This window comes from Pseudoduganella sp. R-34 (assembly GCF_049904655.1).
In the GTDB taxonomy this organism is placed as follows: Bacteria; Pseudomonadota; Gammaproteobacteria; order Burkholderiales; family Burkholderiaceae_D; genus Rugamonas.
In genome coordinates this window covers 5,963,480-5,989,138 of sequence record NZ_CP184572.1, presented here as the reverse complement: position 1 = coordinate 5,989,138, position 25,659 = coordinate 5,963,480, and the positions used below count along the sequence as shown (strand labels likewise).

Genomic DNA, 25,659 nt, shown 5'->3' with positions numbered 1-25,659 from the left:
CATCCTCCTCTTCGCTTCCGAAAAATCGCAAATAATGCAGTCCTTTGAAAAAATGCTATTCGCCCGTGGGCGAAACGTCCCACTGGTTCTTCAAATTGAGGCTGCGGAATGTGGACTGGCCTGTTTGACCATGGTGCTCTCCTATTACCAGCACCGCGTCGATTTGGCGGAAATGCGAGCACGTTTCGCCATCTCCTTAAAAGGAGCATCCCTTGGCCAACTGATTCATATTGCGGAAAAAATGGGGTTGGGGTCACGCCCATTGCGCCTGGAGCTGGAAGACATGGACCAGTTGCAGTTGCCGTGCATCCTGCACTGGAATTTCAATCACTTCGTGGTACTGACCAAGGTCGATCAGCGCGGCATTACAGTCCAGGATCCGTCGTTTGGCGAGCGAAAGCTGACCTTTGCCGAGGTGTCGCGATCATTTACCGGGGTCGCCCTGGAGCTTTGGCCCAAGCCGGAGTTCCAGCCACGAGTCGAAACGCCTCGGGTCCGGTTCCGTGAACTGATAGGCACGACGCGTGGATTCGGCCGTGCCGCTGGCCAAATCCTGCTCCTGGCCGCGGCCCTGGAAGTCTTATCGTTGATCAGCCCATTCTTTACGGGTTGGATTGTCGACTCGGTTATTCCATCCAACGACAAGCCGCTGCTCTACGTCCTCGTACCAGCTTTTGCATTGCTGTTGTTGCTGGAGACCGGTATCAGTACGGCGCGTAGCTGGATGCTGATCTATATGTCCACGTCGATCAGCCTGCAGTGGCGATCGAATATCTTCTCCCACCTGGTCCGGCTGCCCATGCCGTACTTTGAGAAGCGCACCCTGGGCGATGTCATTTCAAGGTTCGACGCTGTCAACCAGATTCAGCGCACGATCACTACCTCATTCCTGGAAGCGCTGCTTGATGGCACGATGGCATTGGTGACACTAATGCTGATGTGCTACTACAGTCCTGCCATGACTGCGGTCAGCATCGCCGTGGTTGCCTTATACGCACTGCTGCGGTGGGCATGGTATTACCCTACCCGTGCCGCCAGCGAGAGGGAAATTAACTGCGGTGCCAAGCAACACACACATTTCCTGGAAACGGTGCGGGGAGTCAAGGCGATCAAACTGTTTTCCAAGCAAGAACAGCGGCGCGCAGCCTGGCTGGCGCTGTCCTCCGACCAGATCAACGCCAATCTTCGGCTGCAAAAACTGAATCTGTATTTCCGTGTGGTGAATGGTCTTGGCTTTGGTCTCGAAAACCTGCTGCTGACTGGCCTCGGCGCGCTGTTCGTCATGGAGGGCCGTTTCAGCGTAGGCATTCTGCTCGCCTTCATGGCGTACAAGACGCAGTTTATCAATCGTACCGCCTCCCTTATCGATAAGACGATGGAATTCAAAATGCTTCAATTGCAGAGCGAACGGCTGGGCGATATTGTATTGACGGCACCCGAAGAAGATGGGCCCGAACATATGGCTGGCGCCACCGACCGCACGGCGCCATCGTTACGGGTGGCCGGCTTACGATTCCGGTATGGCGAACAGGAACCATGGGTGTTGAACGGCGTTAGCTTCGAATTGGCAGCAGGAGAGTCGCTGGCCATCGTCGGCGCATCGGGCTGCGGCAAGAGTACTCTGCTATCTGTCCTGTTGGGAATTCGTCCGCCCCACGAAGGAAGCATTACCATTGGCGGCACCGATATACGGCAGCTCGGCGTCAATGCATTTCGCTCGATGGTCGGTACCGTACTGCAGGATGACGTCCTGTTTGCTGGCTCGATTCAGGACAATATCAGTTTCTTTGACGCCGATGCCGATCCGCTATGGGTTGAGCAGTGTGCCGCGACCGCCTCCGTACTGGACGATATCCGGGCTATGCCGATGGGATTCAATACCTTGGTTGGCGATATGGGTACGGTGTTATCTGGCGGGCAGAAGCAGCGCATCCTTTTGGCGCGTGCCTTGTACAAGCGTCCTCAAATATTGTTCCTGGACGAAGCTACCAGCCACCTTGATGTACCACGCGAAAAGCAGGTGAACGCTGCCATCAGTGCGCTGCGGATAACGCGCATTATTATCGCGCACCGGCTTGAGACCATCGCCTCCGCAGACCGGATTCTGACCATTGAGCACGGCCGGGTCGCGAACGATCAGCCTGCCAGCCATCTACGCAGTGCTTGACTGCATTCCTATACGACAATTGGAGAAGTACTCATGCTGGACTTTGGAATATCGAAACAGACCTTCTTTGACGAACTGCACGAAAAGCGTCCCTTTATTCAGCGTGGCGGTTACGCCGCGCTTGCTGTCGGCTGGGACGAAGTGGATCGCGCCCTGTTTGTCGGTGAGAACACCGATGCCAATCTGCGCGTGCACAAGGGGGGGGTCATCGATGAAGCGAAATATACGGAACTTTGTTCCGACCTCGGCGTGGTTCGCAAACGCATCATCAAAGCCGAACTGGCCAAGTTGCTGGAAGACGGTGCCTCGATCATTTACAACCGGATGGAAGGGGTATCCGTACCCATTCGCGATCTGTGCAATCAGGTCGCCCGATTCACCGGCGCGCCCGCAGCGGCAAACGGCTATATTTCTTTTGGTGACAAGGAGACGTTTGGCAACCATTGGGACACGCACGACGTGTTTGCAGTACAGTTGATCGGACGCAAGCGGTGGCTTGTTTATGAACCCACGTTCTCCCTGCCACTGCCTGGTCAAACCAGCCTGCACCATAAAGCCGATTGCCCCGCTACTCCCTTCTTCGATGAGATACTGGAAGCAGGCGATATCCTTTATATTCCGCGCGGATGGTGGCACACTGCAATACCATTGCGGGAAGAGACATTCCACGTTGCCATCGGCGTTCACCCACCAGTCGTCGCGAACTACGTGGAATGGGTGGCCAAGAACGTATTGCCCGACCATTTTTCGTGCCGACACTCAATTCACGCGAATGAGCAATCGCGGCACATCATCGCTGCGGCAAAGGAGACGCTGTTGGAAGTCCTATTTAGTGACGAGACCTTCTCGGCTTACCAAACGCAGCTGGTCCGCAACGAGCGCACGGCAAGTGCTTTCGACATTGCACGTCCCTTCCGGGCAGACGCTTACGACGAGCTGGAACAGAGTCGCTTCATCCTGCACTCGCGCTTCGATGGTCGCGCCATTTTCAAGGCGCGCACGATCAATGGCCGCGCTTCCTTACGCACGCCGCATGGCCAGGCGGTCACGGAATCCATTGCAAATGCCACACAGCCGATCAGCTTCCAGGCGCTGCAGGCTGCACATCCTGCCATTAAACACGAAGCCTTGCTGTGGACACTTAACGACTTGCTGCTGCGCGACATCATTGGCAAACACGCGCGCGCGCCGTTGACGCATGCCGTAGCGCAAGCCCAACCATGATGTCATGGATGAGCTTGCGGCAAGGTATTCGGCGCAGGTGGGCCAGCTTGCTTTGCTTGGCCAGCCTGTTAATTTGCCTGCCTACAGCGGCTGTCGCTGCACAGGCCGACCTGCCGGACATGGCGCGCATCTGGCGCGATGTGCAATACCTTCATCCAGCCTTGGGTGACGGGACAGTCGACTGGGATCAGGCGCTGGTCGATGCGTTGCCGGCAATGCTCGCTGCGCAGGATGACGGCGCGCGCATGCTTGCCATCGAGCGGCTGATGCAACCATTGCATGATTCTGCGTTGCGCATCTGGGATAAGAGCGAGAGCCGGCCGCTCGCCCTCCCGTCGGGCCAAGCTCTGTGGCAAGAGTTGCCGGCTAGCTATTGCCTGCTGCGACTGCATGGCGGCCGCCCGGTGTCGCCGGCGGACTGGGCGAAATTTCTGGCGCATTTGCCAAACGTGCGCGGTCTGGTCATCGATCTGCGTAGCACATCCTGGCAAGTTCCCAACCAAGCTCCCTATCTGGAGCAGCTTGCAGCCCGCGTCATCACGGCGCCGCTGGCCTTGCCAACTGAGCAATACCGGTTTTATGCTGACGCGCTGCCATCCGGCACGGCGGACGACGGCGCTGCTGTCGGCGGCTTGCTGACGATGAATATGCGCTCGGTTACGCCGCAGCCCTCGCAGCGCGGCAAACCCATCGTATTTATAGTCGACAATCTGTTCCCGGTTCCCAAGGTTGCCGTGGCCCTGCAAACAAGGGGCGCGGCACAAATTATTGCAGTGGGACGAATTTTGCCTGCATATGCGGTGCCATTGCAGCACCTGAATATCGGCGAACATATAACGGTTCAGTTTAGCCGCGCCAGATTGGTGACAACTCAGGGAATCATCGGCTTTCGCCCCAATGAGGTCATCTCCGCTGCAGGCGACGGCAATGCCGAGAAGGCACTCGTGCAAGCGGCAATACAAATGCTGAAAAATCACGGCCATTGGCGTCCTGCTCCCGCCCAGCATCCAGCGCCCATAATGGCACGCCAGCACCACCAGGCTGATCAGGCCGAATTCCCCGCGCTGGAGCAACGGCTTCTCGCCGCCATTAAAATGTGGGCCACGATAGATCGCCAATATCCTTATCGGGAGTTACTTGGCGAGGCCTGGAATGACGCTTTGGCCACGTGTCTGCAACAAATGACGATGGTCAGCAACAGCCTTGAGTACGCCCAAGCCTTGGAGACGATGGCAATTCAGATGGGGGACAACCATGTCTGGGTATCGAGCCGGGCACTGAATGCCTTTTATGGAAAGGGAGACCTGGACCTGCGCTTTGCATTGATCGACGGAAAGGTTATCGCCACCGCAGACAGCGTTGGCGGCGATCAAGCAGAATTCATTCGTGCCGGCGATGAGCTCATTGCAATCGATGACCAGCCAATTTCAACGCGAATGGCAATGCTTGCGTCCCGGACTTCAGCTGCCACGGCGGCTGGCATTGAATTTGGCGTTTTGGGCACCTTGCTGCGAGGCCAGCCGGCTTCGGTCGCCAGGCTGAAGCTACTCGGTGCGCGCGGTGAGTATGAAGCCACGCTGGGCCGGAAAGCTGTAACCGCCGAGACGATTCAACGGGCATCCTCACCCGTCTTGCAAAGATTTGAAGGCCGTATCGCCTATGTGGACCTCGACCGCCTGGAACCGGATGCGGTCCCCGCCATGTTCTCGTTCATTGCGGATACGTCGGGCGTAATCTTTGACTTGCGGGGTTATCCGCGCAGTACGGCGTTGGCCATTGCCGCCCGCTTGAACGTCAAGGGCGCCGCCAGCGGCCCCGGGATACACCAGTTTTTCGGCAGTGGCCTGTTACCGTCGACAGCTTTCCGCCTGTATCATCCGCAGCCAATTCGCCGTGCCGACGGCCCGATCTATTCCGGTACGGTCGTGGTCCTGATCGATGCTCGAACCATGAGCCAGGCGGAACATGCCGCGCTCTTGTTTGAGTCGGTGGCGCCTGTCACCTTTATTGGCAGCCCGAGCGTTGGCACGAACGGCGACCTTCGCCTCATGACACTTCCGGGCAAAGTCACTGTAAGCTATTCTGGGATCGGAATCACCCGCGCCAATGGCACTCGTTTGCAACAAATAGGTATTCAACCTCATATCACGGTCCACCCTACTGTTGCGGGACTGCGGGCGCAACAGGATGAAGTGCTTGAGCGTGCATTGCTATTTCTGAAATCCGGCCGATAATGGTTTCGCCTACAGACTGGTTTCAAGTGGCGCAACTTCATTGGGGGCGGGGTACCTACTGCGCAGCTCATTGCTTATGGCTTCGCTGGTGTACACGGCTTTGCTGGCCGTCACATTAGCAGTTTGTTACCCGTTGCAGGTTCATTGAAGGTGGACACGAAGCGCTGAGCGCGGACCGCAAGCAGGGTATCGCCGTTCCGATCGACGGGCTCATGAGGCGCAACTATGGCAAGTACTCGGAGTCGCGGAAAGGCTGGCTCTACGTTGACGAAATGAACCACGCAACTTACCCCATCACGGTCGTACAGCAAAAGAAAGTCGACGGCAAGGAGGCGATGAGCTCTACCTGGTCACCAGCGGCCTCGCCATCGAATCGAAGGATGGCCAGGATTCGTTCGAAGCCTTGAGCGTCGATGCCGGGGGGGCTGAAGACTACCGCCAATGAAGCCGCCGTGGGCGAACACTTCACCACCACCAGCAACGTGGTCCTGGCGCAGCGCAATGAACAGATCGTCGTGCTGACCGAGTTCACGGCAGCGTTCCAGGTCCTGGGGCCGGCAACTGCAAGGAAACCGAGAGCGCGTATGCCGACTGGGAAAAAACAAGGACGAAAAGAAGACTGCGCCTGCCGAGGGTGAGGGTTCGCCGGAAGCGTCGAGCGAGGAGGCGGACGAGGAGTACGCCATCGTTCCGCGCCGCTGCAACCAACTGTAGCGGTCCTATCGCACCGACCCGGTAAGCGACTCGACGTTCACACCGCTGTATATCACACGCAAGGCCGGCATGCAGGAAGGAATCCAGGTGGGCACGAAAACCTGGAAGGAAATGTTCGATCCAAAGAGCTATACCTATCTGCTGCCAAACGAGCTGAAAACATCGACACGTGAAGCCGGACAGGCGCCTAACGAAACTGCGCCAGGATCCGCGCGAGCGTGCCGTCTCTGGCGGCGGCAGCGATCGCGCGATTGGCTTCTTCCAGGCTGAGATGGCCTTTGCGTGAAACCGCGCAGCGGGTCGTGAAGCTCGCCGCAGTCAGGGGCGGGTGCAGGTTCAGCGGAAAGGCCCGCAGGCGCTGCCGGTATTCGAGGACAGCGCGCGCGATCAGCACATGGTGCACCCGGCCGCGCGCCAGCTTCTCGAGATTGGTCTCCATATTGGGCGAATCGTCCCGTACAAAGCCGGCGCCCAGGACCTTTTCGATTTCAGGATGCTGGTAGCCTAGGATGGTGCCGATGGCCTGTCCGCGCAGGTCGGCGATGGAATGCGGTTGCGGATGGCGGGCATCGGTGACCAGGACTTCCTCCGCCGTGAACACGGGTTCTGTCCACAGGAAGTCCCCTTCGATCCATTCCGGCGTATAGCCGCAAAGGATGTCGGCCTCGCCCTGCTGCAAGGCCCTGGCAATGCGCTTGCGCGGCAGCAGCAGGAAGCGCAGCTCGCGCCCTGTGCCGCGGGCCAGCGCCTCTCCCAGCATCTTGTGCACGCCGTCCGCCAGGCGCCCATTCTCAATGCGCGACATGGGCATGTCGGCCGCCCGGTCGACCAGCACGACCAGTTCGCCGCACCCTGCGTACGGTGCGGACAGCAGCAGGCAACTGAGGACGAGCAGTCGTAACATTTTCATGCTTGGCGGTGGCGAGCGCATGGATTGAGTTGTACAGCATTGTATGCAATGATGGCACGCAAATTGACATGAAGGAACCCATGCTGCTACGCACGCTTTTCTGTCTTTTTCTGCTGACGTTCAGCCAGTTGAGCCACGCACTGCCAAGTGCCACGCCGGCGGCCCAGCCAGAGGCGCCGCTCGCGCGGCTCACCGTCGGCAACCGGACAGTCTTCGTGTTCCGCGCGATGCTGAGCGGCTATCCGCCACATGACCGCGCCGAAGCTGCAGAGAAACGCCTCGAACGCGCGCTTGCGCAAGGCGGTCCGCAGCAGGCCAGCACCCGTTCGATCGCCGAGGGTACGCAAGTCCTGCTGGACGGCTCGCTGCTGTTCCTGGTGTCTCCCGGCGACGTCAACGCCCTGGCGGGTGATACCACCGAACTGCTGGCCCATGAAAGCGCCGCGCAATTGAACAAAGCTCTGCTGGAACGCCGCGAGCAGCGCAGCCCGGCCTATATCGCGCAAGCGCTGGCCTTGTGCGCCCTGGCCAGCTGCGCGCTGGCCTTGTTCCTGTGGGTGCTGGCGGCGCTGCGCCGCCAGGGCCGGCGCCGGCTGGAGGCGATCCTGGGGCGGCGCCTGGCGCAGGTCCGGGTGCGCAACGTGCGCGTGCTCGATGCGGAACACCTGGTCCATTTCATGCGGCTCACCATGGATGTTGCGGCCTGGTTCCTGGGGCTGCTGGCCGCTTACGTCTGGCTGGCCTTTGTGCTCGCGCGGATTCCGTTCGCGCGCAACTGGGGCGAACGCTTGCAGCAATTCCTGCTCGATACCGCCGCTGAAATCGCCGGCAACGTGGCCGATGCGATTCCCGGCCTGCTGCTCGTTGCCGTGATTGTTGTCGTGGCGCGCCTTGCCAGCGCCACGCTGGCCTCTGTTTTCAAGCGCATCGAAAGCGGCGAGCTGCATTTCGGCTGGCTCGATCGCGATACGGCAGTGCCGACGCGCCGCCTGGGCAAGGTGGTGATCTGGCTGTTTGCGCTGGCCATGGCTTATCCCTACCTGCCTGGTTCGCACACGGCGGCCTTCCAGGGCGTGACGGTGCTGGCGGGGCTGATGCTGTCGATCGGCGCCTCCAGCATTGTCGGCCAGGGCGCGGCGGGCCTGATCCTGATGTATACGCGGGCGCTGCGCAAGGGCGACTACGTCAGCATCGGCGACGTGCAGGGCACGGTGGTCGAACCCGGAATCTTCGATACCCGCGTGCGTACCGGCATGGGCGTGGATGTGGCCATGCCGAATGCCTGGGTACTGTCGAATACGATCAAGAATTACTCGCGCGCCGTGCCGGGCGCTTATGTGGTCGATACGAGCGTGACCATCGGGTATGACACGCCCTGGCGCCAGGTCTACGCCATGCTGGAGGAAGCGGCTGCGACCACCGAGGGCATTGCTGCGGAACCGCGGCCGTATGTGATCCAGAGCGCCCTGTCCGATTTCTATATCGAATACAAGCTCGTGGCATGCTCGGTATTGAGCTCGCCCAATAGCCGTGCCGAGCTGCTCAGCCTACTACACCAGCAGGTGGTCGACGTCTTCAATCGCGAAGGCGTCCAGATCATGTCGCCGCACTTCACGCAAGAACCGCAGCAACCGCACATCGTGGCGCCTGCGAGGTCAAAGCCGGCGGCGTGATCCCGCGACAGGCAGCGCTGGCCGGCCTGGTTGCAGATAGAAAAACGGTGGTATCATGACCGGCTGATTACATCATATCGTGATATAAAAATGCCGTCTCCACCAGATACGCTGGCCAAGGCCGACTTCATGGCCCTGTCCGAATTCCGCTACCAGATGCGGCGCTTCGAGCGCTTCTCCGAGAACGCGGCCCAGGCCGAAGGCATCACGCCACTGCAGTATTTGCTGCTGTTGCATATCAAGGGCTTTCCCGGCCGCGATTGGGCCACCGTCGGCGAGCTGGCCGAACGGCTGCAGGCGCAGCAGCATGGCGTCGTCGCATTGCTGGGCCGCTGCGAGGCAGCCGGGCTGGTGCAGCGCCGCCCGCATGCGCAGGACCGGCGCCGGGTCGAAGTCCACCTGCTGCCCGCCGGCGAAGAAGTGCTGGTACGCCTGGCTGCCATCCATCGCGCCGAATTGCAATCGCTGCACGGCGTCTTCACCGTTCCCAACCTGCCCAGGAAACCATGAAACCGTACGATCCACGCCGCGATTTCAGCGGCGACGCGCGCCTGCTGCAGATTGGCGCCATGGCTGCCTTGATCGGCATGCTGAGCACCGGCACCGCCTGGCTGCTGCTGAAGGCCATTTCGCTGTTCACCAACCTGTTCTTTTTCCAGTCCCTGTCGACCGCGCCGCAATCGCCGTCCGCCCATGCGCTGGGCGCCTGGGTGATCGTGGTGCCGGTGATTGGCGCACTGGTGATTGGCCTGATCGCCCGCTATGGTTCGGAGCAGATCCGCGGCCACGGCATTCCCGAGGCGATCGAGGCCATCCTGTTCAAGCGCAGTGCGATGTCGCCCAAGGTGGCGGTGCTCAAGCCGCTGGCCTCGGCCATTGCCATCGGCAGTGGCGGGCCGTTCGGCGCCGAGGGGCCGATCATCATGACCGGCGGCGCGGTCGGTTCGCTGTTCGCGCAGCATTTCCATTTGAGCGATGCCGAGCGCAAGACCCTGCTGGTGGCGGGCGCGGTGGCCGGCATGACGGCCGTCTTCGGCACGCCGATCGCGGCGCTGCTGCTGGCGGTTGAACTCTTGCTGTTCGAACTGCGCCCGCGCAGCCTGCTGCCGGTCGCCATTGCCTGCGCCGTGGCCGGTTTCCTGCGGCCGCTGCTGATGGAAGCGGGGCCGCTGTTCCCGCAGCAAAGCCCGCAGCTGCCGCCGGTAGCCTTGCTGTCCTGCGCCGTGGCCGGAGTGCTGTGCGGCGCCATGGCGTGGCTGCTGTCGACCGCGCTGTACCGCATTGAAGACGGCTTCCACAAGCTGCCGCTGCACTGGATGTGGTGGCCGGCGCTGGGCGCCGTGGCGATCGGCATCGGCGGCTATTTCCAGCCGCGCGCGCTGGGCGTCGGCTATGACGTGATCGGCGACCTGCTGCAAAATCACCTGGCCGCCGGCGTGGTGGCGACGCTGCTGGCCGCCAAGGCCGTGATGTGGCTGATCGCGCTCGGCTCGGGCACGTCGGGCGGCGTGCTGGCGCCCTTGCTGATGCTGGGCGCCGGCCTGGGAACGCTGCTGGCGCCCTACCTGCCGGGCGGCTCGCCAGCGGTCTGGCCGCTGGTGTTCATGGCAGCCACCCTGGGCGGCATGATGCGCGCACCGATCATGGCCACGGTCTTTGCCTATGAGCTGACGCACGATGCGAATGCGCTGCTGCCGGTGCTGGCAGCCTCGGTGGTGGCCTATGGCTTCACCGTCATCACCATGCACCGTTCGATCCTGACCGAGAAGATCGCTCGCCGCGGCCACCATATCTACCGCGAGTACGGCATCGATCCGCTGGAGCGGCATAGCGTGGAGGAGGTGATGACGGCCGCCCCGGTGTCGATCGACGCGGATGCGCGCGTTGCCGACGTGCTGGCGTCCCACTTCGGCGCGGCGCAGCGCCACCGCGCCTATCCGGTCACCAGCAATGGCGCGGTGCTGGGCATGCTTGATCGCGCGACCCTGGTGCAGGCCAGCCACGCCGTGCACGTGCGCGAGCTGTATGGCGTGAACGCCCCGATTGTGGCGCTGCGCGGCGAAACTTGCCGCACGGTGGCGGTGCGCCTGGCGGTGCACGGACTGGAGCGCTTGCCGGTGGTGGCCGATGCCGGCAGCCGCCAGTTGGTGGGCGTGATCAGCCGCAGCGACCTGGTCAAGTCCTCGCTTTCGCTCGACAACGAGGAGCACCGGCGCCACCGCTTCCGGCGCTTGCGCTTGCCCAGGTCAGCGGGTGGGTGAGGGCGCTGGCCGCCAGTTGGCATACTTGCGGTCGATCGCAGTCGAGGTACCGTCTTTCACCATTTCCGCCATGGCCGCCGACATGGCGGCAACCTGCGCGTCCGGCACCGCCTTGTTGCAGGCCAGGTAGGCGCGCGAGGTGTGGAAGGTCAGCAGGGGCACGATCTTGCCGAGCAGGCCTTCCTGCGCCAGCACGCCGTTGGCCAGCTGGTGGCTGGTCGCCCACAGGTCAATACGGCCTCCCAGCAGCTTGCGCGGGTTGGAAAAATTGTCGGGCGCAATATCCACCTTGAAGCCGCGGTCCAGCAGGAACTGGGCGCGCACGTCGCCGTTGTAGCCGCCAATGCGCAGGTGCCTGGCGTCATCCAGCGTGGCGAGCCGGAACGGCGGGTTGGCCAGGCCGTACAGCGTCCAGTCCACTTCGCGCAGCGGCCCAACCCATTTGAACAGGGCTTCCCGCTCCGGCGTGCGGGAGGTGGAGAATACGCAGGAAGCCGGCGTGCGCAGCGCCAGTTCGTAGGCGCGGCGCCACGCCATGATCTCGATGGTGTAGCTGATGCCGGCGCGCGCCATGATTTCCTTCACCTTGTCCGGCGAGATGCCGACGACCCGTTCGCCATCGCGCATGATGTCGGGCGGCGTGTACTCGGTAAACAGCTGGAGCGAGCCGGCCGATGCCGCCAAAGGCAGCGCCAGGAACGATGCGGCGAGGTGCAGCTTGGGAGCCATGATCAGCCAATCATGTGCGTCTTGAGGCGCGAAGTCAATCAAACTGACAGGCCCGACTTGTGTCCTCCAATAATTGCTGGTACAACATTACTAGTAGCGCAAATCCAACAATTAATCAGCAACTGGAGAACCACATGAAACGACGCGCCCTCATCACCGCAATGGCATGCCTGCCCCTGTTCGGCGCCGGCCTCGCGCAGGCACAGAGCTACCCAACCAAGCCGATCACCCTGATCGTGCCGTTCGCAGCCGGCGGACCGACCGACACCGTGGCGCGCCTGCTGGCGCAGTCCATGGGCACCAAGCTGAAACAGCAGATCGTTGTGGAAAACGTCGGCGGCGCCGGCGGCACCATTGGCGCGGCGCGCGCCGCCAAGGCGGCTCCGGACGGCTACACCATCTTCCTGCACCACATCGGCCATTCCACCGCGCCGGCCCTGTACCGCAAGCTGAGCTACAACGCCATCGACAGCTTCGAGCCGATCGGCCTGGTGACCGACGTGCCAATGACCCTGGTGGCGCGCAAGGACTTCCCGGCCAAGGATTTCAAGGAATTCCTGGCTTATGTAAAAGCCAACAAGGCCAAGGTTACCTACGCCAACGCCGGCCTCGGTTCGGCGTCCCACCTGTGCGGCATGCTGTTCATGTCCGCCATCCAGACCGACCTGACCACCGTGCCATACAAGGGCACCGGCCCGGCCATGAACGACCTGCTGGGCGGCCAGGTGGACTTCATGTGCGACCAGACCACCAACACCACCAGCCAGATCAAGAGCGGCAAGGTGAAGGTCTACGGCGTCACCACCAAGACCCGCGTGCCGTCGATGCCGGACGTGCCGACCCTGAACGAAGCCGGCGTTCCTGGCTTTGAAGTGGCGGTGTGGCACGGCATGTACGCACCGAAAGGCACACCGAAGCCAGTGATCGACACCCTGGTTGGCGCCCTGCAGGTGGCGCTGAAGGATCCGGCCGTCAAGCAGCGCTTCGCCGACCTCGGCACCGAGCCGGTGGAAACCAAGCGCGCCACGCCGGAAGCCCTGCGTGCGCACCTGAAGGCTGATATCGACCGTTGGGGCCCGATCATCAGCAAAGCCGGTGTTTACGCCGACTAAGCGCCGGCCAAGGAGTCTCTGATGTCTTCCGCAATTCGTCACCCGAAGGATTTCTGGATCGGGGTGATCTTCATCGCCATTGGGCTGGGCGCCGTGTTCACGCGCGGCGACCTGAACATGGGCACTTCCTTCCGCATGGGGCCGGCCTTCTTCCCGGTCGTGCTGGGCATCCTGCTGGCCGTGATCGGCGCGGCGGGGGTGCTGCGTTCCTTCTTCCGCCACGGCGAACCGATGGAAAAGCTGCACCTCAAGCCGCTGGCCCTGGTTACGCTGGCCGTGGTGCTGTTCGGCGTCCTGATGCGCGGCGCCGGCCTGGTGCCGGCGGCAGCCGTGCTGGTGCTGGTCAGCGCGTATGCCAGCCCCAAGTTCCGCTGGAAAGAAGTGGCACTGCTGGCCATCGGCCTGGCGGCCTTCGCCTATGTGCTGTTCATTAAATTGTTGGGATTGCCGATACCTGCGCTCGGCCCCTGGCTCGGTTTCTAGGGAGCGGGCATGGAAATTTTAAGCAACCTGGGTCTGGGCTTTGAAACCGCCTTCACCCTGACCAACCTGATGTACTGCCTGATGGGCGTCTTCATCGGCACTGCCGTCGGTGTGCTGCCGGGCCTGGGCCCGATCGCCACCATCGCCATGCTGCTGCCGGCCACCTTCGGCCTGCCGCCGGTGGCGGCGCTGATCATGCTGGCCGGTATTTATTATGGCGCCCAGTATGGCGGCTCCACCACGGCCATCCTGGTCAACCTGCCGGGCGAGTCATCCTCCGTGGTGACCGCCATCGACGGTTACCAGATGGCGCGCAAGGGACATGCCGGCAAGGCGCTGGCAACGGCGGCCCTGGGCTCCTTCTTCGCGGGCACGGTGGCCACCGTGGTGGTGGCGTGCTTTGCGCCGCCGCTGGCCGACCTGGCGCTGAAGTTCGGCCCGGCCGACTACTTCTCGCTGATGGTGCTGGGCCTGGTGGCGGCCGTGGTGCTGGCCAGCGGTTCCTTGCTGAACGCGATCGGCATGGTGATCCTGGGCCTGCTCCTGGGCATGATCGGCACCGACGTCAACTCGGGCCAGCAACGTTACACCTACGACATGCCGGAGCTGGCTGAAGGCATTTCTTTCGTGATCGTGGCCATGGGCATGTTCGGCATCGGCGAGATCGTGCGCAACCTGGAGCATGATGAAGAGCGTCACATCCTGATGAAGAAGGTGTCGGGGCTGATGCTGAACAAGGAAGACTTCAAGCGCATCCTGGCGCCGGTCTTGCGCGGCACCTTCCTCGGTTCGGCGCTGGGCATCCTGCCGGGCGGAGGCGCGATGCTGGCTTCCTTCGCTTCCTACTCGCTCGAGAAAAAGGTGTCGCCCAACGCAAAAGAGTTCGGCAAGGGCGCCATCGAGGGGGTGGCGGCGCCGGAATCGGCCAACAACGCGGGCGCACAGACTTCCTTCATCCCGATGCTGACGCTGGGCATCCCGTCCAACCCGGTGATGGCACTGATGATCGGCGCCATGATCATCCAGGGCATTACCCCTGGACCGGCGGTGATGACGGAGAAGCCCGATCTGTTCTGGGGCCTGATCGTGTCGATGTGGTTCGGCAACCTGTTCCTGGTGGTGCTGAACCTGCCGATGATCGGCCTGTGGGTGAAGATGATCACCGTGCCATACCACCGCCTGTTCCCGGCCATCCTGATGTTCTGCGCGATCGGCGTGTTCAGCCTCAATAACGCCCAGTTCGACGTCTGGCTGATGGCGCTGTTCGGCGTGTTCGGCTATATCTGCGCCAAGCTCGATGCCGAGCCGGCGCCGATGCTGCTCGGCTTCATCATCGGGCCGATGCTGGAAGAGTACCTGCGGCGCGCCATGACGCTGTCGCATGGCGACCCGATGGTATTCCTCAACCGTCCGATCAGTGCCACCTTGCTGGCGCTGGCAGTGCTGGCGCTGGCGGTGGTGCTGTCGCCTTCCTTGCGCAAGAAACGGGAAGAAGCCTTCCACGAGGAGTAAGAAACTGACAACGCCCGGCACGCCGGGCGTTGTTTCGTTGTGGGTCGACAACGGTGACAAGCGTGAGTATCCCCGCAGGGCGCTGTCTATACTGAAAATTCTCAGTGGCAACAATCCCTACAGGAGCTCACCCAAATGAACAGCCCGGTCAGGTTATACGCTGGACGAGGTGCAGGGCCGCCACCACGCGATGTTTTGCGACAGCGCGTTCGTGGCCAGCGAAGCATACAAGCAATTCTGGGAACGCCTGCGCGCCGGCCATTTCGAGCACGGCGAGTACAAGCGCCTTGGCAAGGGCGGGCGTGAAATCTGGATCAACGCTTCCTACAACCCGGTGTTCGACGCCGACGGCAAGCCTTATAAAGTAATCAAGTTCGCCACCGACATCACGGCCACCAAGCTGCGCAACGCAGAGTACGAGGGCAAGGTCAGCGCGATGGACAAGGCGCAGGCCGTGATCGAATTCGACATGGGCGGCCATGTGCTCACCGCCAACAGCAACTTCCTCGATGCGATGGGCTATACGCTGGACGACATCAAGGGCGAACACCACCGCATGTTCTGCGAGACCGACTACGCGGCCAGCGTCGACTACAAGCGCTTCTGGCAAAAACTGAACCGCGGCGAATTCGACGGCGGCCGCTACAAGCGCGTCGGCAATGGCGGCAAGACGATCTGGATCCAGGCCACCTACAATCCGATCCTGGACATGAACGGCACGCCTTTCAAAATCGTCAAGTTCGCCAGCGACATCACGGAGCAGGTGCTGATGGAGCAGGGCATCAAGGACAAGGCGGCCAGCGACGCCGCCAAGATCGAGCGCCTGCTCGATGCGGTGGCGCGCGCGGCCAAGGGCGACCTGACGGCCGAGGTGCCGCTGGCCGGCGACGAGCCGCTCGACCAGCTGGGCGCAGGGATCGGCAAGATGATGGGAGACTTGCGCGGCGTGATCGGCCAGGTAGTGATGTCGGCCACCGCCTTCGCCGACGATGCCGAGGAGATCGCCAACCGTGCCGGCGTAGTGGCTGGCGGTTCGCAGGAGCTGGGTGCGACAGTCGAGGAGATGAACGCCACGGTCGACGGCCTGACCCGTTCGATCGATGCGATTGCCACCAGCACCGGCCAGGCCAACGAACCTGGCCAAGTCGACCCAGGACGAAGCCGAGGCGGGCGCCAAGGCGGTGGCGCGCTCGATCGAGGCGATGGACCTGATCAATCGTTCGTCGGAAGACATCGGCGAGATCGTCAAGGTGATCAGCGATATTGCCAATCAGACCAATATGCTGGCCTTCAACGCGGCCATCGAAGCGGCGCGCGCCGGTGAACATGGCCTGGGCTTCTCGGTGGTGGCGGACGAGGTGCGCAAGCTGGCCGAGCGTTCCTCGCAGCGACCAAGGAGATTTCCAAGCTGATCAGCAAGTCGGTCAAGCGGGTCAATACCGGCACCGCCATCTCGCACCAGGCCAGCGAAGCCTTCGACCGCATCGTCAAAGGCGTCGGCAAGACCAGCGAAGCCATTGCCGAAATCTCGCACGAAGCCCGTGAGCAACTGTTGTCGGCGCGCGAGGTCAGCGTGGCCATCAACCATATCGCCGAAGCGGCCGAGCAGTCCGCCGGCAGCTGCGACAGCATTGCCTCGTCGACCGCCAGCCTGAATTCGCGCGCCGGGGAATTGAACAAGCTAGTCGCCGGTTTCGTGGTGTAAGCCATGGAAGCCTTGCGTGTGGTGTCGGCGGCGCCGCAGGCGGACGCCGCGGCGGCGGTCGAACTGTTTGGGTCTTTCATGTTGGGCGGCAGCGAGTTCGCCTTGCCCGCACTGTGCATCCGCGAAGTGGTCAACTTTCCCGATCGCATGACCAGCGTGCCGCTCGCGCCATCTTATCTGGAAGGCATGTTCACGCTGCGCGGCAGCGTGATCCCGGTGGTCAACCTGGGCCGCCTGTTCGATCCGTCGGCGCCTGCGGCCGCAGCTTCGGACAAGATCGCCATCATCGACTACCAGGAAGCGCAGGTCGGCCTGCTGGTGCACGCCACCGGCGAAATCCTGCGCGTGCGGCCCGAACAACGCAGCCGGTTGCGTTATGCGGAGGGATCGACACAAGGGGTAGTAGCCGGCACCATCTTGCTGGAAGACGGCCGGCGCCTGGTCCAGGTGCTCGACATCGACCGCCTGGTGCATATCGAGAACGTGCCGCAGGTGCAATCGATGCGCGCCGCCGGCGCCGAATCGCGGCGCCAGATGCGGGTGGTCGGCGAGCGCCGCCACGCGATCAGCTTCCGTGCCGCCGGCGCCCGGTTCGCGATGGAGATGAAGGCGATCCAGGAAATCGTTCGCGTGCCCGAACTGGCCGCGTCCATCCTGGCCAGTCCCCTGTGCCGCGGCCGCATGCTGTTCCGCGGCCTGCAGGTGCCCGTGGTGGACTTTGCCGCGCTGGCCGGCGGCTTGCCCGCGCAAGCCGATGCCGAACAGCGCATCCTGGTCGCCCGCATCGGCGAGGCGACGATCGGATTCCTGGTCGACGAAGTGGAAAGCATCCTGCATTTCACCAGCGATGAAGTGCTGCCGATCCCTTTGCTGAGCAAGGAGCGCAGTGCGATGTTTGCCGGTTGCGTGGCGCGGCCCGGTGAAGAGGACGTGATCCTGCTGGACCACGCGGGCACCTTCTCGCGCAGCGAGATCGGCGAGATGGACCTGGGCCATCGCCGGCTGTATCCAGCCGACCAGGGCGGGGCGGCGGCAGCCAGCCAGCGCGCCGGACGCAAGGTCTACTTGAGCTTCCGGGTGGGCGAGCTGTTCGCGCTGGAGCTGAAGCAAGTGCGCGAGATCATCGACCACGGCGGCGACATCAGCCACCCGCCCGGCATGCCCGACTGCCTGTGCGGGGTGCTGAACCTGCGCCAACAGCTCATCAGCCTGGTCGACTTGCGCCGCCTGTACGGGATGGACGCCGGCGAAGATGCCGGCAAGGTGTTGGTGATCGAGCGCGAAGAAGGGCGTTACGGCCTGGTAGTCGACGCGGTGGCCGACATCGTCACGGTCGATGACGGCAAGCGCTTCGCTGCACCGTCGTTGATGAAGGCCTCGGCGGCGCTGCAAGGACTGTCAGCTGAATCGCATGAGGTGGTGGAGCTGCCGCAAACAGATGGCAGCACGCACAGCACCTGTTTGCTTGATCTCGAACGCGTGATGCAGCGAATTTTGCATGTCGCGTAATCGCGACGAAAAAAAATTTTCAAACGCCGCCATCAGTCGCCCCGGTCCCGCGCGCAAACGCAGGCCAGGGCGCTTCATTTTTTATACAGCCTTTACCTAAAGGCGTTATCCGAAGGTGGTCGACAATGTGATGGTCGAGCGAAGCGCGTGAGCGGCTCGCGATGCGCGTTTCAATGTGCGCGAACTCGCAGATCGGCGCAAAAAAAGAAGAAGAAAATCATTCGTGCTGGTTGCGCATCGACAAGCTTTCGTGTACTTTGCGAACTTGAAATCGCGTGAATTTGCAAGCACTGTTTTTTCGGGTGTGTTGTTACCGCAAAAATCGAAAAATAATGGGAACCAAAAACGCATAAGTATGCTTAAAGACCACACGACGACAGCGAAGCCGCTCTCCTGATCACTCGATCAGGCCGGGCGGTTTTTTCTTTGAACGCTGGTCGTACCAAGTGGCCCGGCGAAGGGTCGAGGAGCTGAGTTGACGCCCCACCCGCGCAATCGTCGCGACAAAGAATTTGAGTCCTGCGCTGCCAAGCACCGGCGCAGGAATCGATGGCTGAAGCGCTGCACTTGTGAGGAGGTGCAGCAGTTCAGCTGGGTGCCGAATTCATTAGCGCAAACCGCAACCCTGTTTGTGCCGATGAATAATTCGCCTGGTCCAGCGCAGGGCCGGACGGGTTTTAAATTTGTGCGTGAATTTTTCCCATCCCAGATGAAGGAGAACTAAAAATGGCAACCGCCGCTAAGAAGAAACCAGCAGCCGCTAAAGCAGCTGCTCCAGCAAAGAAAGCTGCCGCCAAGCCGGCCGCTAAAGCCGCAGCTAAGCCAGCTGCTAAACCAGCTGCCAAGAAAGCCGCTGCCAAGCCAGCCGCTAAACCAGCAGCCAAGAAAGCCGCCGCCAAGCCAGCTGCAAAACCAGCAGCCAAGAAAGCAGCAGCTAAGCCAGTAGCGAAGAAAGCCGCTGCTAAGCCAGCAGCAAAACCAGCAGCGAAGAAAGCAGCAGCCAAGCCAGCAGCCAAGAAGACTGTAGCTAAAGCAGCAGCAAAACCAGCAGCCAAGAAAGCCGCCGCTAAACCAGCAGCTAAAAAAGCCGTTGCCAAGAAAGTAGCAGCTAAGCCAGCTGCCAAGAAAGCTGCAGCGAAACCAGCAGCCAAGAAGACCGTAGCTAAAGCCGCTGCCAAGCCAGCCGCCAAGAAAGCTGCTGCCAAGCCAGCTGCCAAGAAAGCTGCTGCCAAGCCAGCCGCCAAGAAAGCTGCTGCGAAACCAGCTGCCAAGAAAGCCGCTGCCAAGCCTGCTGCCAAGAAGGCCGCTCCTAAAGCTGCTGCCAAGCCAGCCGCCAAGAAGCCAGCTGCCAAGAAAGCTGCTGCCAAGCCAGCTGCTAAAAAAGCCGCTCCTAAAGCCGCCGCAAAACCAGCTGCCAAGCCTGCAGCTAAAAAGGCCGCCCCAAAAAAAGCCTCGGCTAAGCCAGCAGCCAAGCCAGCTGTTGCGCCAGTAGCCGTAGCACCGGCTGCAGCTCCGGCTGCTAAACCAGCTGCCCCTAAAAAGGCCGCTCCTAAGAAACCAGCTGCTCCCAAGAAGGAAGCTGTGAAGCCAGCCGCCGCACCAGCACCTGCTGCTGCAGCCCCAGCTCCAGCCGCCGCTCCGGCAGCAAAAACCGTGATCGCCCCGGCAGCCGCCTGGCCGTTCCCGACCAGCACCCGTCCTTCCTAAGCCGTTAAACGCTTGGTGCCGGATGGCGAAGACACCGCTGTGTGAGACAATCGCACAGCGGTTTTTTTATTTGGAGTGAACTCGTGTTTGATATTCTGAAGTTGATCGTCGATGTTATAGCGAGCCTCCTCGGCGGCGTGCTGCTGCTGCGCTTCTGGATGCAGGCTATCCGCGTCCGGCCGCCTTCGTCGGTGGCACAGTTTACTTTTCAATTATCGGATTGGCTGGTGCGCCCGCTGCGCCGCATCGTTCCCGGCATGGGCGGCTATGACTGGGCCAGCCTGATCGGGGCGTTCTTGATCGTAATCCTGGCGACGTCGATCGATTTCCTGATTGGACGGTCGGTGGAGTACGTGTTGCTGGCGGCCTTGTATCGCTTCCTGCAGTGGATACTGTTCGGTTTCATGGCACTGCTGATCATCGAAGTGATCTTCAGCTGGGTCAACCCGCATGCCCCGCTGGCGCCTTTCGTGCGCGCGCTGAATGATCCGCTGCTCAGGCCTATCCGCAAGGTGGTGCCCCTGGTTGGCAACCTGGACTTGTCGGTGCTGGTGGCGGTGATCCTGCTGCAGATCTTCCAACTTCTGCTGGGCAAGCTGTTCGGGGTGGCATGAGCCGCAGCTGGTGTTCGCCCTTGCCGGGCGGCGTGCGGCTGGCGGTTCAGATCCAGGCGAATGCGAAGAAGACCGAGGTGATCGGGGTGCTGGATGATGCCCTGAAGATCAAGCTGGCTGCGCAACCCATCGAGGGCAAGGCGAACGAGGCCTTGGTGAAGTGGCTGGCCGGAGCCTTGGGCGTGTCGCGCAGCGCGGTGACGCTGACGCATGGGCAGACCAATAAGAAGAAGCTGCTGGAAGTGTCCGGCGTGACGCTGGAGGATGTGGCGCGTCTTGTAAACCGGTAAATCTGGGTCAGACCCAAGGGTCTGACCCCGTCAGAGCGACGGCCGCGGGTTTCGGTTGTGCGTTTTTGATCTTCTCAATACGTCAAAAGCCTGGAACCCAACCCGCGCCTGGGAGACCGTACAGGGTCAGACCCTTGGGTCTGACCCTGGTTTACCGGTTTCAGAAACGGTAACCGAACGCCGCCTCAAACTTGTCCGCGATTTCAGCAGGCGTGAACACATGGTTCTGCGCCCCTTTGGTAACAATCTTGATCGCACCCAGCAAACTGGCCAGGCGGCCGGTCGACTCCCACCCCAGGTCGTTGACCAGGCCAAACAGCAAGCCGGCGCGATACGCATCGCCGCAACCGGTCGGGTCCAGGTCGAGCGACGAATCGACCACCACGGCAGGAATATCGATCCGCTTGCCCTGGGTATAAATCTCCGAACCCTTCTCGCCACGGGTCACGATCAATGCTTCCAGCTTGGCAGCGATATCCGGGATGGTCAGCCCGGTGCGCGACATCAGCAGTTCGATTTCATAATCATTGCAGGTTACATAAGTGGCCTGCTCGATGAAGCCGATCAGTTGTTCGGCGGTGAACATCGGCATCTGCTGGCCCGGGTCGAAGATGAACGGGATGCCCAGGCGCGCCAGGTCTTCCGCGTGCTTCAGCATGCCCAGGTGGCCGTCCGGCGAGATGATCGCGATGCGGGCCGGGCCGGCTTTCTCGATCGGATTCTCGTGCGCGAACGACATGGCGCCTGGGTGGAAGGCATTGATCTGGTTGTGGTCCGCATCGGCGGTGACGAAGCACTGCGCGTTGTAGGCATCCTTCTTGATCAGGATGTTGTCGGTCGAGATGCCGAGCTTCTGGAAGCGCTCCAGGTAGGCCGCGCAGTCCTGACCCAGCACGCCAACGATGCGCGGGTCGCCGCCCAGCATCTTCAGCGAGTAGGCGATATTGCCGGAGCAGCCGCCAAACTCGGTGCGCATGGTCGGCACCAGGAAGGACACGTTGACCTTGTGCAGCTGGTCTGCCAGCAGGGTGTCGCCGAAACGGCCCTCGTATTGCATGATGATGTCGATGGCCAGCGAGCCACAGACAAGCGCGGTTTTAGTCATAGTATTTTTAAGGGTAGAAAATGGCGATGTGATAGCCGGAAGCTTTGAGCTCATTCAGCTCGAAGTACAGTTTAATGCTTTGCTCGCTGCGCGGACCGAAGCCTTTTTCGGGCTCGATTGGCGAGGGCAGGTATTCGCGCGGGGCAAATACGCGCCGCAGCACCGGCTTGTCGGCGTTGTCGTTCAGGGTCAGTTCGATGTGCGGCCAGGCTTGTGGAGTCTTGGACTGGTTGCGCAGGACGGTGCTGAAGCTGAAGGTGTTTTCAGTCATGCTGGCCAGCTCTCCCGGTTCGACGCTGAGGGCATCGAGCTGGGTGGGCAGGGCGATCTTGCATCCGAGCGGCTGGCAGACGGCGGCCAGGGCTGGCTTCAGTTGCGGGTAATTCGCGGCCAGGCTGTCGCGGAAGGTGGTGGCGGCTTGCAGCACCAGTCCCGCCAGCAGGATCGGGACGCCGACGGCCATCGTGATCGTGACCGCCTTGCCGTACTTCTGGCTGCGGTCGACGCGCTTCACGAAGCTCAGGTCGGAGTGGTCGAGGTCTTCGGCTTCGGCCTCGGCTTTTGCTTCGTCGACGCCGGCCAGCGCGCGCATGCGGGCAGCAACTTCTTCGGCGCTCGATTCCTGTGCGGGGCCGTTTTCTTCAAGCGCAAAGACTTCGTGTTCGGCGGACGGACCGCTGGCATCGCGGCGCGATTTGGCGCGCTTCAGGGCGCGTTCGCGGCGGGATTTGGCCGGTTGTTCGGCTGGCGCTTCGTCGGGGATGGAGGCGCCGTCGTCCGGTGCATCCGTGTTGACTGCTGCGACTGCATGCTGGGCAGTTTCGTCGGGATCGGACAGGCTCCATGCTTCGCTGGCTGGCGCAGCGTCGTCGGACGCCTCTGCTTCGCCTGTGTGCCACGGTTCGGCATCCAGGGATGGTTCGCTCAGGCGGTTCGCCTCTGCCTCGGCTGCTGGTGCTACCGGCTCGGACGGCTCTTCGGACGGCAGGTCTTCAAAATGGTGCGCGTCATCAAGGGCGGCGACCACCACGTGCTCTTGGGGCGTGTCGAGCGAGGGCTCGACGCGGCCGTCGGGATGTAAATTATCGGTCGACCATTGGTCGATAGCCTCCACGAGGGAAGCGCCGGCCTGCTCGCCAGATTCCGTCGTCGCGTGCTCTTCGCCGGCGGGCGTATCGTCCCATGGCTGAACGCCATCGCCATCTTCGACCGCCTGCGCTGGCTCGAGGCGGGCCTCATTGTCGGCCAGTGAATCGGTGTGCTCGATGGGTGATGGGGCCTCGAATGCGGACGCTTCATCGGGCGCGAGCACGATTTGGTCGGCAATTTGGGCCGGCTCGACAGGTGCTTCGTCCCGCTGCGGGGGCGCTTCATCGTCGGCAGGCGAATCAGCCTGCTCGACTGGCGCTGGGGCTTCGACTTCGAGCGCTTCTTGCGGCGGGAGCGCGCTCGCGTCGGCAGCTTGCGCCGGCTCGGCAGGTGTTTCGTCCCGCTGCTGAGGCGTTGTATCGTCGGCAGGCGCGCCAGCCTGCTCGACGGGCGCTGGGGCTTCGACTTCGAGCGCTTCTTCCGGCGCGAGCGCGCTCGCATCGGCAGGTTGCGCCGGCTCGGCAGGTGGCTCGTCCCGCTGCGGAGCGGCTTCAAGGGCAGCAGGTTGCGCCCGGTCGACTGGCGGAGGGGCCCCGAATGGGAGGCTTTCTGCCGGCTGGGGCATCGCCGTGGACGTGGTTGCGTCGACAGGAGGCCGAGCGGCCGCCGCAGGGATTGGCGTTGGCGCTGGCGTGAACGCGGTGCGCGGTGCTGGCGTCGTCGGTGCGGTGGCAGCTGGTGTTGTTTGCGTAGCGGCCGAGAAAGTGGCATCGGGCGACAGCACATCCGAAAGCATGGCTGAGCCAACCGGGGCCGACGCTTTGGCGGCCGGTGGAGGTGCCAGGGGCTGCGACGGTTCTGCGGTGGCCGTGAAGATGGCATCGGGCGCCACCAGGTCGGCCAGCGAAGACGAACCAGCCGGCGTCCGCGCCTTGGCTGATGATGCCGCGGCAGCAGTGTCGGCTACCAGCGGAGGTGATGGTTCGGCAGCTGCCGTGAAAGCGGCGTCGGGCGACACTACATCGATCAGCGAACGCGCAGCCGGCGACGAGGGGGCGCGAGCTGCCGGTGACGGCGCCGTAGCGTGCAAAGCTTCGACCGGTTGCGATGGCTTGGCGGCAAGCGGAGCGGCAGCCGGGCGTGATGGCTCGGCGACAGGCGTCGAGGCTGCCGCTTGCGCAGGCGCGGCGGGCTGCGGCGGTTCGGCTTGCGATGGCGAAGTTGGCGCGGGCGATGCCACCGCAGGATTCGTGGTCACGTGGGCGAACGCACGAGTGACGGCGGCGATGGCGATGTCGTCAGGCGAGGGCGCTTTGGGCTGGGCGGCAGCGGGCACTGGCTCGGCAACAGGGGCCGGAGTACCTGCGGTACGCCAGACGGCAGGCGAGACTGGCTCGGCCACAGGCGGCTGTGGCGTAGCAGGTGCCGGCTCCTCGCCGAAATCGATCTCGAAATCGACCGGCGAGCCATGCACGTAATCGGAGACCGCCGGCTTGGGCGGCGGCGCCTCGGCGACTACATCGGGAATGACAGGAGTCGGCTTGGCAGCCGGTTCGACCAGGGCAGCATTGCCGTCGAAGACCAGCGCGCAAGAGCCGCAACGGACAATGCCCCCGCGCAGTTTCAGTTGGTCAGCCGCGACCCTGAAGATCGTATTGCAATGGGGGCATTTAGTGGCGAGCGCCATCAGTCAGGAAGCTACCTTATGCCAGCGTGCCGGACAGGCACACCCAGCCTTCGTGCTCAGCCCAGACGCTCAGCTTGATGAACGGCGCGTAGGCCGCAGCGACTTCTTCTGCCTGGCGCGCCAGCACCCCAGACAGCACCAGCGAACCGCCCGGTGCAACGCGGCCGGACAGCATCGGCGCCATCAGTTTCAGCGGCGAAGACAAGATGTTGGCGACCACGATATCGAAACGCTGCGAGGCAAACGCCGATTCCGCGAAATCATCCGGCACGAAGTACTGGATATCTTCCACGCGGTTGCGCACCGCATTGTCGTTGGCCGAGACGATCGCCTGTGGATCGATATCCACACCGGCTACCGTGGCAGCGCCCAGTTTGCGCGCCACCATGGCCAGGATGCCGGAACCGCAGCCGTAATCCAGCACGGTCTTGCCCGGAGCCGGGTGGGCTTCCAGCCATTCCATGCACAGCTTGGTGGTCGGGTGGGAGCCGGTGCCGAAAGCCAGGCCGGGATCAAGTTCCAGCACCAGGGCCGACGGATCGGGGGCTTCGTGCCAGCTCGGCACGACCCAGATGTTCTTGCCGATATGGATCGGCTCGAATTGCGACTGGGTCAGGCGCACCCAGTCGGCATCCTCCACCTTGCGGGTGGTGAACTTTGGCAGGTGAGCCAGCCCGATCGCGCCGGCGGCAGCCGCCACGATCAGGGCCTGGTCTTCCTCGTCATCGGTCAGCGCGACCACGCGGCTATGATCCCATGCCGCTTCGGTCGGCTCCATGCCCGGCTCGCCGAACAGGGGTTTTTCGGCGTCGGTGCCTTCATCGGCATCCTCCACCGACACCGACAGCGCGCCCGCATCCATCAACGCTTCGGACAGGGCCTCAGCGTGTTCACGGGCTACTTCGATGACGATTTCAGTCCAGCTCATCTTATT

At 62.4% G+C, this 25,659-nt stretch carries 21 protein-coding genes and 1 pseudogene; 17 read left to right on the top strand and 5 right to left on the bottom strand.

Annotation, left to right across the window (positions count from 1 at the left end; genetic code table 11):
• Positions 1-34: 34 nt before the first annotated feature.
• The 4 genes from ACN9MW_RS27520 to ACN9MW_RS27505 all read left to right on the top strand — a co-directional run bounded on the left by ACN9MW_RS27520 (position 35) and on the right by ACN9MW_RS27505 (position 6,263).
• On the top strand, positions 35-2,167 hold the full coding sequence (locus ACN9MW_RS27520) for a peptidase domain-containing ABC transporter (protein ID WP_426164886.1): 2,133 nt from the start codon (positions 35-37) through the stop codon (positions 2,165-2,167).
• Between the two features lie 33 nt (positions 2,168-2,200).
• Complete coding sequence (locus tag ACN9MW_RS27515; RefSeq protein WP_426164884.1) at positions 2,201-3,391, top strand: JmjC domain-containing protein; 1,191 nt, start codon at positions 2,201-2,203, stop codon at positions 3,389-3,391.
• Positions 3,392-3,447: 56 nt separating this feature from the next.
• Complete coding sequence (locus tag ACN9MW_RS27510) at positions 3,448-5,625, top strand: S41 family peptidase (protein ID WP_426164882.1); 2,178 nt, start codon at positions 3,448-3,450, stop codon at positions 5,623-5,625.
• A 413-nt stretch (positions 5,626-6,038) separates the two neighbouring features.
• Positions 6,039-6,263 carry a hypothetical protein gene (locus ACN9MW_RS27505; RefSeq protein ID WP_426164880.1) on the top strand — a complete coding sequence of 75 codons (225 nt, stop codon included), beginning with the start codon at positions 6,039-6,041 and terminating at the stop codon, positions 6,261-6,263.
• Between the two features lie 263 nt (positions 6,264-6,526).
• Here ACN9MW_RS27505 and ACN9MW_RS27500 read toward each other — a convergent pair whose 3' ends face one another.
• Positions 6,527-7,243, bottom strand: coding sequence for a substrate-binding periplasmic protein (locus tag ACN9MW_RS27500; protein ID WP_426164878.1), 717 nt, complete (start codon positions 7,241-7,243; stop codon positions 6,527-6,529).
• A gap of 74 nt (positions 7,244-7,317) precedes the next feature.
• Between ACN9MW_RS27500 and ACN9MW_RS27495 the strand changes: the two genes are divergently transcribed.
• The 3 genes from ACN9MW_RS27495 (at position 7,318) to ACN9MW_RS27485 (ending at position 11,183) form a co-directional block, all read left to right on the top strand.
• Complete coding sequence (locus ACN9MW_RS27495) at positions 7,318-8,922, top strand: mechanosensitive ion channel family protein (RefSeq protein WP_426164876.1); 1,605 nt, start codon at positions 7,318-7,320, stop codon at positions 8,920-8,922.
• Between the two features lie 90 nt (positions 8,923-9,012).
• On the top strand, positions 9,013-9,432 hold the full coding sequence (locus tag ACN9MW_RS27490; protein ID WP_426164874.1) for a MarR family winged helix-turn-helix transcriptional regulator: 420 nt from the start codon (positions 9,013-9,015) through the stop codon (positions 9,430-9,432).
• Entirely contained in the window at positions 9,429-11,183 is a 1,755-nt protein-coding gene (locus ACN9MW_RS27485; protein WP_426164872.1) for a chloride channel protein, read from the top strand. Before ACN9MW_RS27490 ends, ACN9MW_RS27485 begins: the two co-directional genes overlap by 4 nt.
• Here ACN9MW_RS27485 and ACN9MW_RS27480 read toward each other — a convergent pair.
• On the bottom strand, positions 11,169-11,912 hold the full coding sequence (locus tag ACN9MW_RS27480; RefSeq protein ID WP_426164870.1) for a substrate-binding periplasmic protein: 744 nt from the start codon (positions 11,910-11,912) through the stop codon (positions 11,169-11,171). The two genes, ACN9MW_RS27485 and ACN9MW_RS27480, sit on opposite strands and share 15 nt — an antisense overlap.
• A gap of 134 nt (positions 11,913-12,046) precedes the next feature.
• On the opposite strand from ACN9MW_RS27480, the gene ACN9MW_RS27475 reads away from it, so the two are divergent.
• The 10 genes and pseudogenes from ACN9MW_RS27475 (at position 12,047) to ACN9MW_RS27430 (ending at position 20,844) form a co-directional block, all read left to right on the top strand.
• Positions 12,047-13,024: a tripartite tricarboxylate transporter substrate binding protein BugD gene (locus ACN9MW_RS27475; protein ID WP_426164868.1), complete on the top strand. Its 978-nt coding sequence runs from the start codon at positions 12,047-12,049 to the stop codon at positions 13,022-13,024.
• Between the two features lie 21 nt (positions 13,025-13,045).
• Positions 13,046-13,507 carry a tripartite tricarboxylate transporter TctB family protein gene (locus tag ACN9MW_RS27470; protein WP_426164866.1) on the top strand — a complete coding sequence of 154 codons (462 nt, stop codon included), beginning with the start codon at positions 13,046-13,048 and terminating at the stop codon, positions 13,505-13,507.
• A gap of 9 nt (positions 13,508-13,516) precedes the next feature.
• On the top strand, positions 13,517-15,019 hold the full coding sequence (locus ACN9MW_RS27465; RefSeq protein ID WP_426164864.1) for a tripartite tricarboxylate transporter permease: 1,503 nt from the start codon (positions 13,517-13,519) through the stop codon (positions 15,017-15,019).
• 190 nt (positions 15,020-15,209) lie between these two features.
• Positions 15,210-15,737: pseudogene (locus tag ACN9MW_RS27460) on the top strand (PAS domain-containing protein); the annotation flags it as partial.
• Between the two features lie 382 nt (positions 15,738-16,119).
• Positions 16,120-16,431 carry a methyl-accepting chemotaxis protein gene (locus ACN9MW_RS27455; protein ID WP_426164862.1) on the top strand — a complete coding sequence of 104 codons (312 nt, stop codon included), beginning with the start codon at positions 16,120-16,122 and terminating at the stop codon, positions 16,429-16,431.
• Between the two features lie 140 nt (positions 16,432-16,571).
• Entirely contained in the window at positions 16,572-16,724 is a 153-nt protein-coding gene (locus ACN9MW_RS27450; protein WP_426164860.1) for a hypothetical protein, read from the top strand.
• A gap of 3 nt (positions 16,725-16,727) precedes the next feature.
• A complete protein-coding gene (locus ACN9MW_RS27445; RefSeq protein ID WP_426164858.1) occupies positions 16,728-18,233 on the top strand; it encodes a chemotaxis protein CheW in 1,506 nt (501 codons plus the stop codon).
• A gap of 726 nt (positions 18,234-18,959) precedes the next feature.
• Complete coding sequence (locus ACN9MW_RS27440; protein WP_426164856.1) at positions 18,960-19,940, top strand: transcriptional regulator; 981 nt, start codon at positions 18,960-18,962, stop codon at positions 19,938-19,940.
• A gap of 83 nt (positions 19,941-20,023) precedes the next feature.
• On the top strand, positions 20,024-20,554 hold the full coding sequence (locus ACN9MW_RS27435; RefSeq protein WP_426164854.1) for a YggT family protein: 531 nt from the start codon (positions 20,024-20,026) through the stop codon (positions 20,552-20,554).
• Positions 20,551-20,844 (top strand): DUF167 domain-containing protein, encoded by a 294-nt coding sequence (locus ACN9MW_RS27430; RefSeq protein ID WP_426164852.1) that lies wholly within the window; start codon positions 20,551-20,553, stop codon positions 20,842-20,844. The genes ACN9MW_RS27435 and ACN9MW_RS27430 overlap by 4 nt, the downstream gene beginning before the upstream one ends.
• Before the next feature lie 160 nt (positions 20,845-21,004).
• Here the strand turns inward: ACN9MW_RS27430 and ACN9MW_RS27425 are convergent, their stop codons facing one another.
• The 3 genes from ACN9MW_RS27425 to prmA are packed head-to-tail and all read right to left on the bottom strand — an operon-like array spanning position 21,005 to position 25,653.
• Positions 21,005-21,949, bottom strand: a complete 945-nt coding sequence (locus ACN9MW_RS27425; RefSeq protein ID WP_426164850.1) for a carbohydrate kinase family protein — start codon at positions 21,947-21,949, stop codon at positions 21,005-21,007.
• Between the two features lie 7 nt (positions 21,950-21,956).
• Complete coding sequence (locus ACN9MW_RS27420) at positions 21,957-24,725, bottom strand: DUF3426 domain-containing protein (RefSeq protein WP_426164848.1); 2,769 nt, start codon at positions 24,723-24,725, stop codon at positions 21,957-21,959.
• A 16-nt stretch (positions 24,726-24,741) separates the two neighbouring features.
• Entirely contained in the window at positions 24,742-25,653 is a 912-nt protein-coding gene (gene prmA, locus ACN9MW_RS27415) for a 50S ribosomal protein L11 methyltransferase (RefSeq protein WP_426164846.1), read from the bottom strand.
• Between the last annotated feature and the right edge of the window lie 6 nt (positions 25,654-25,659).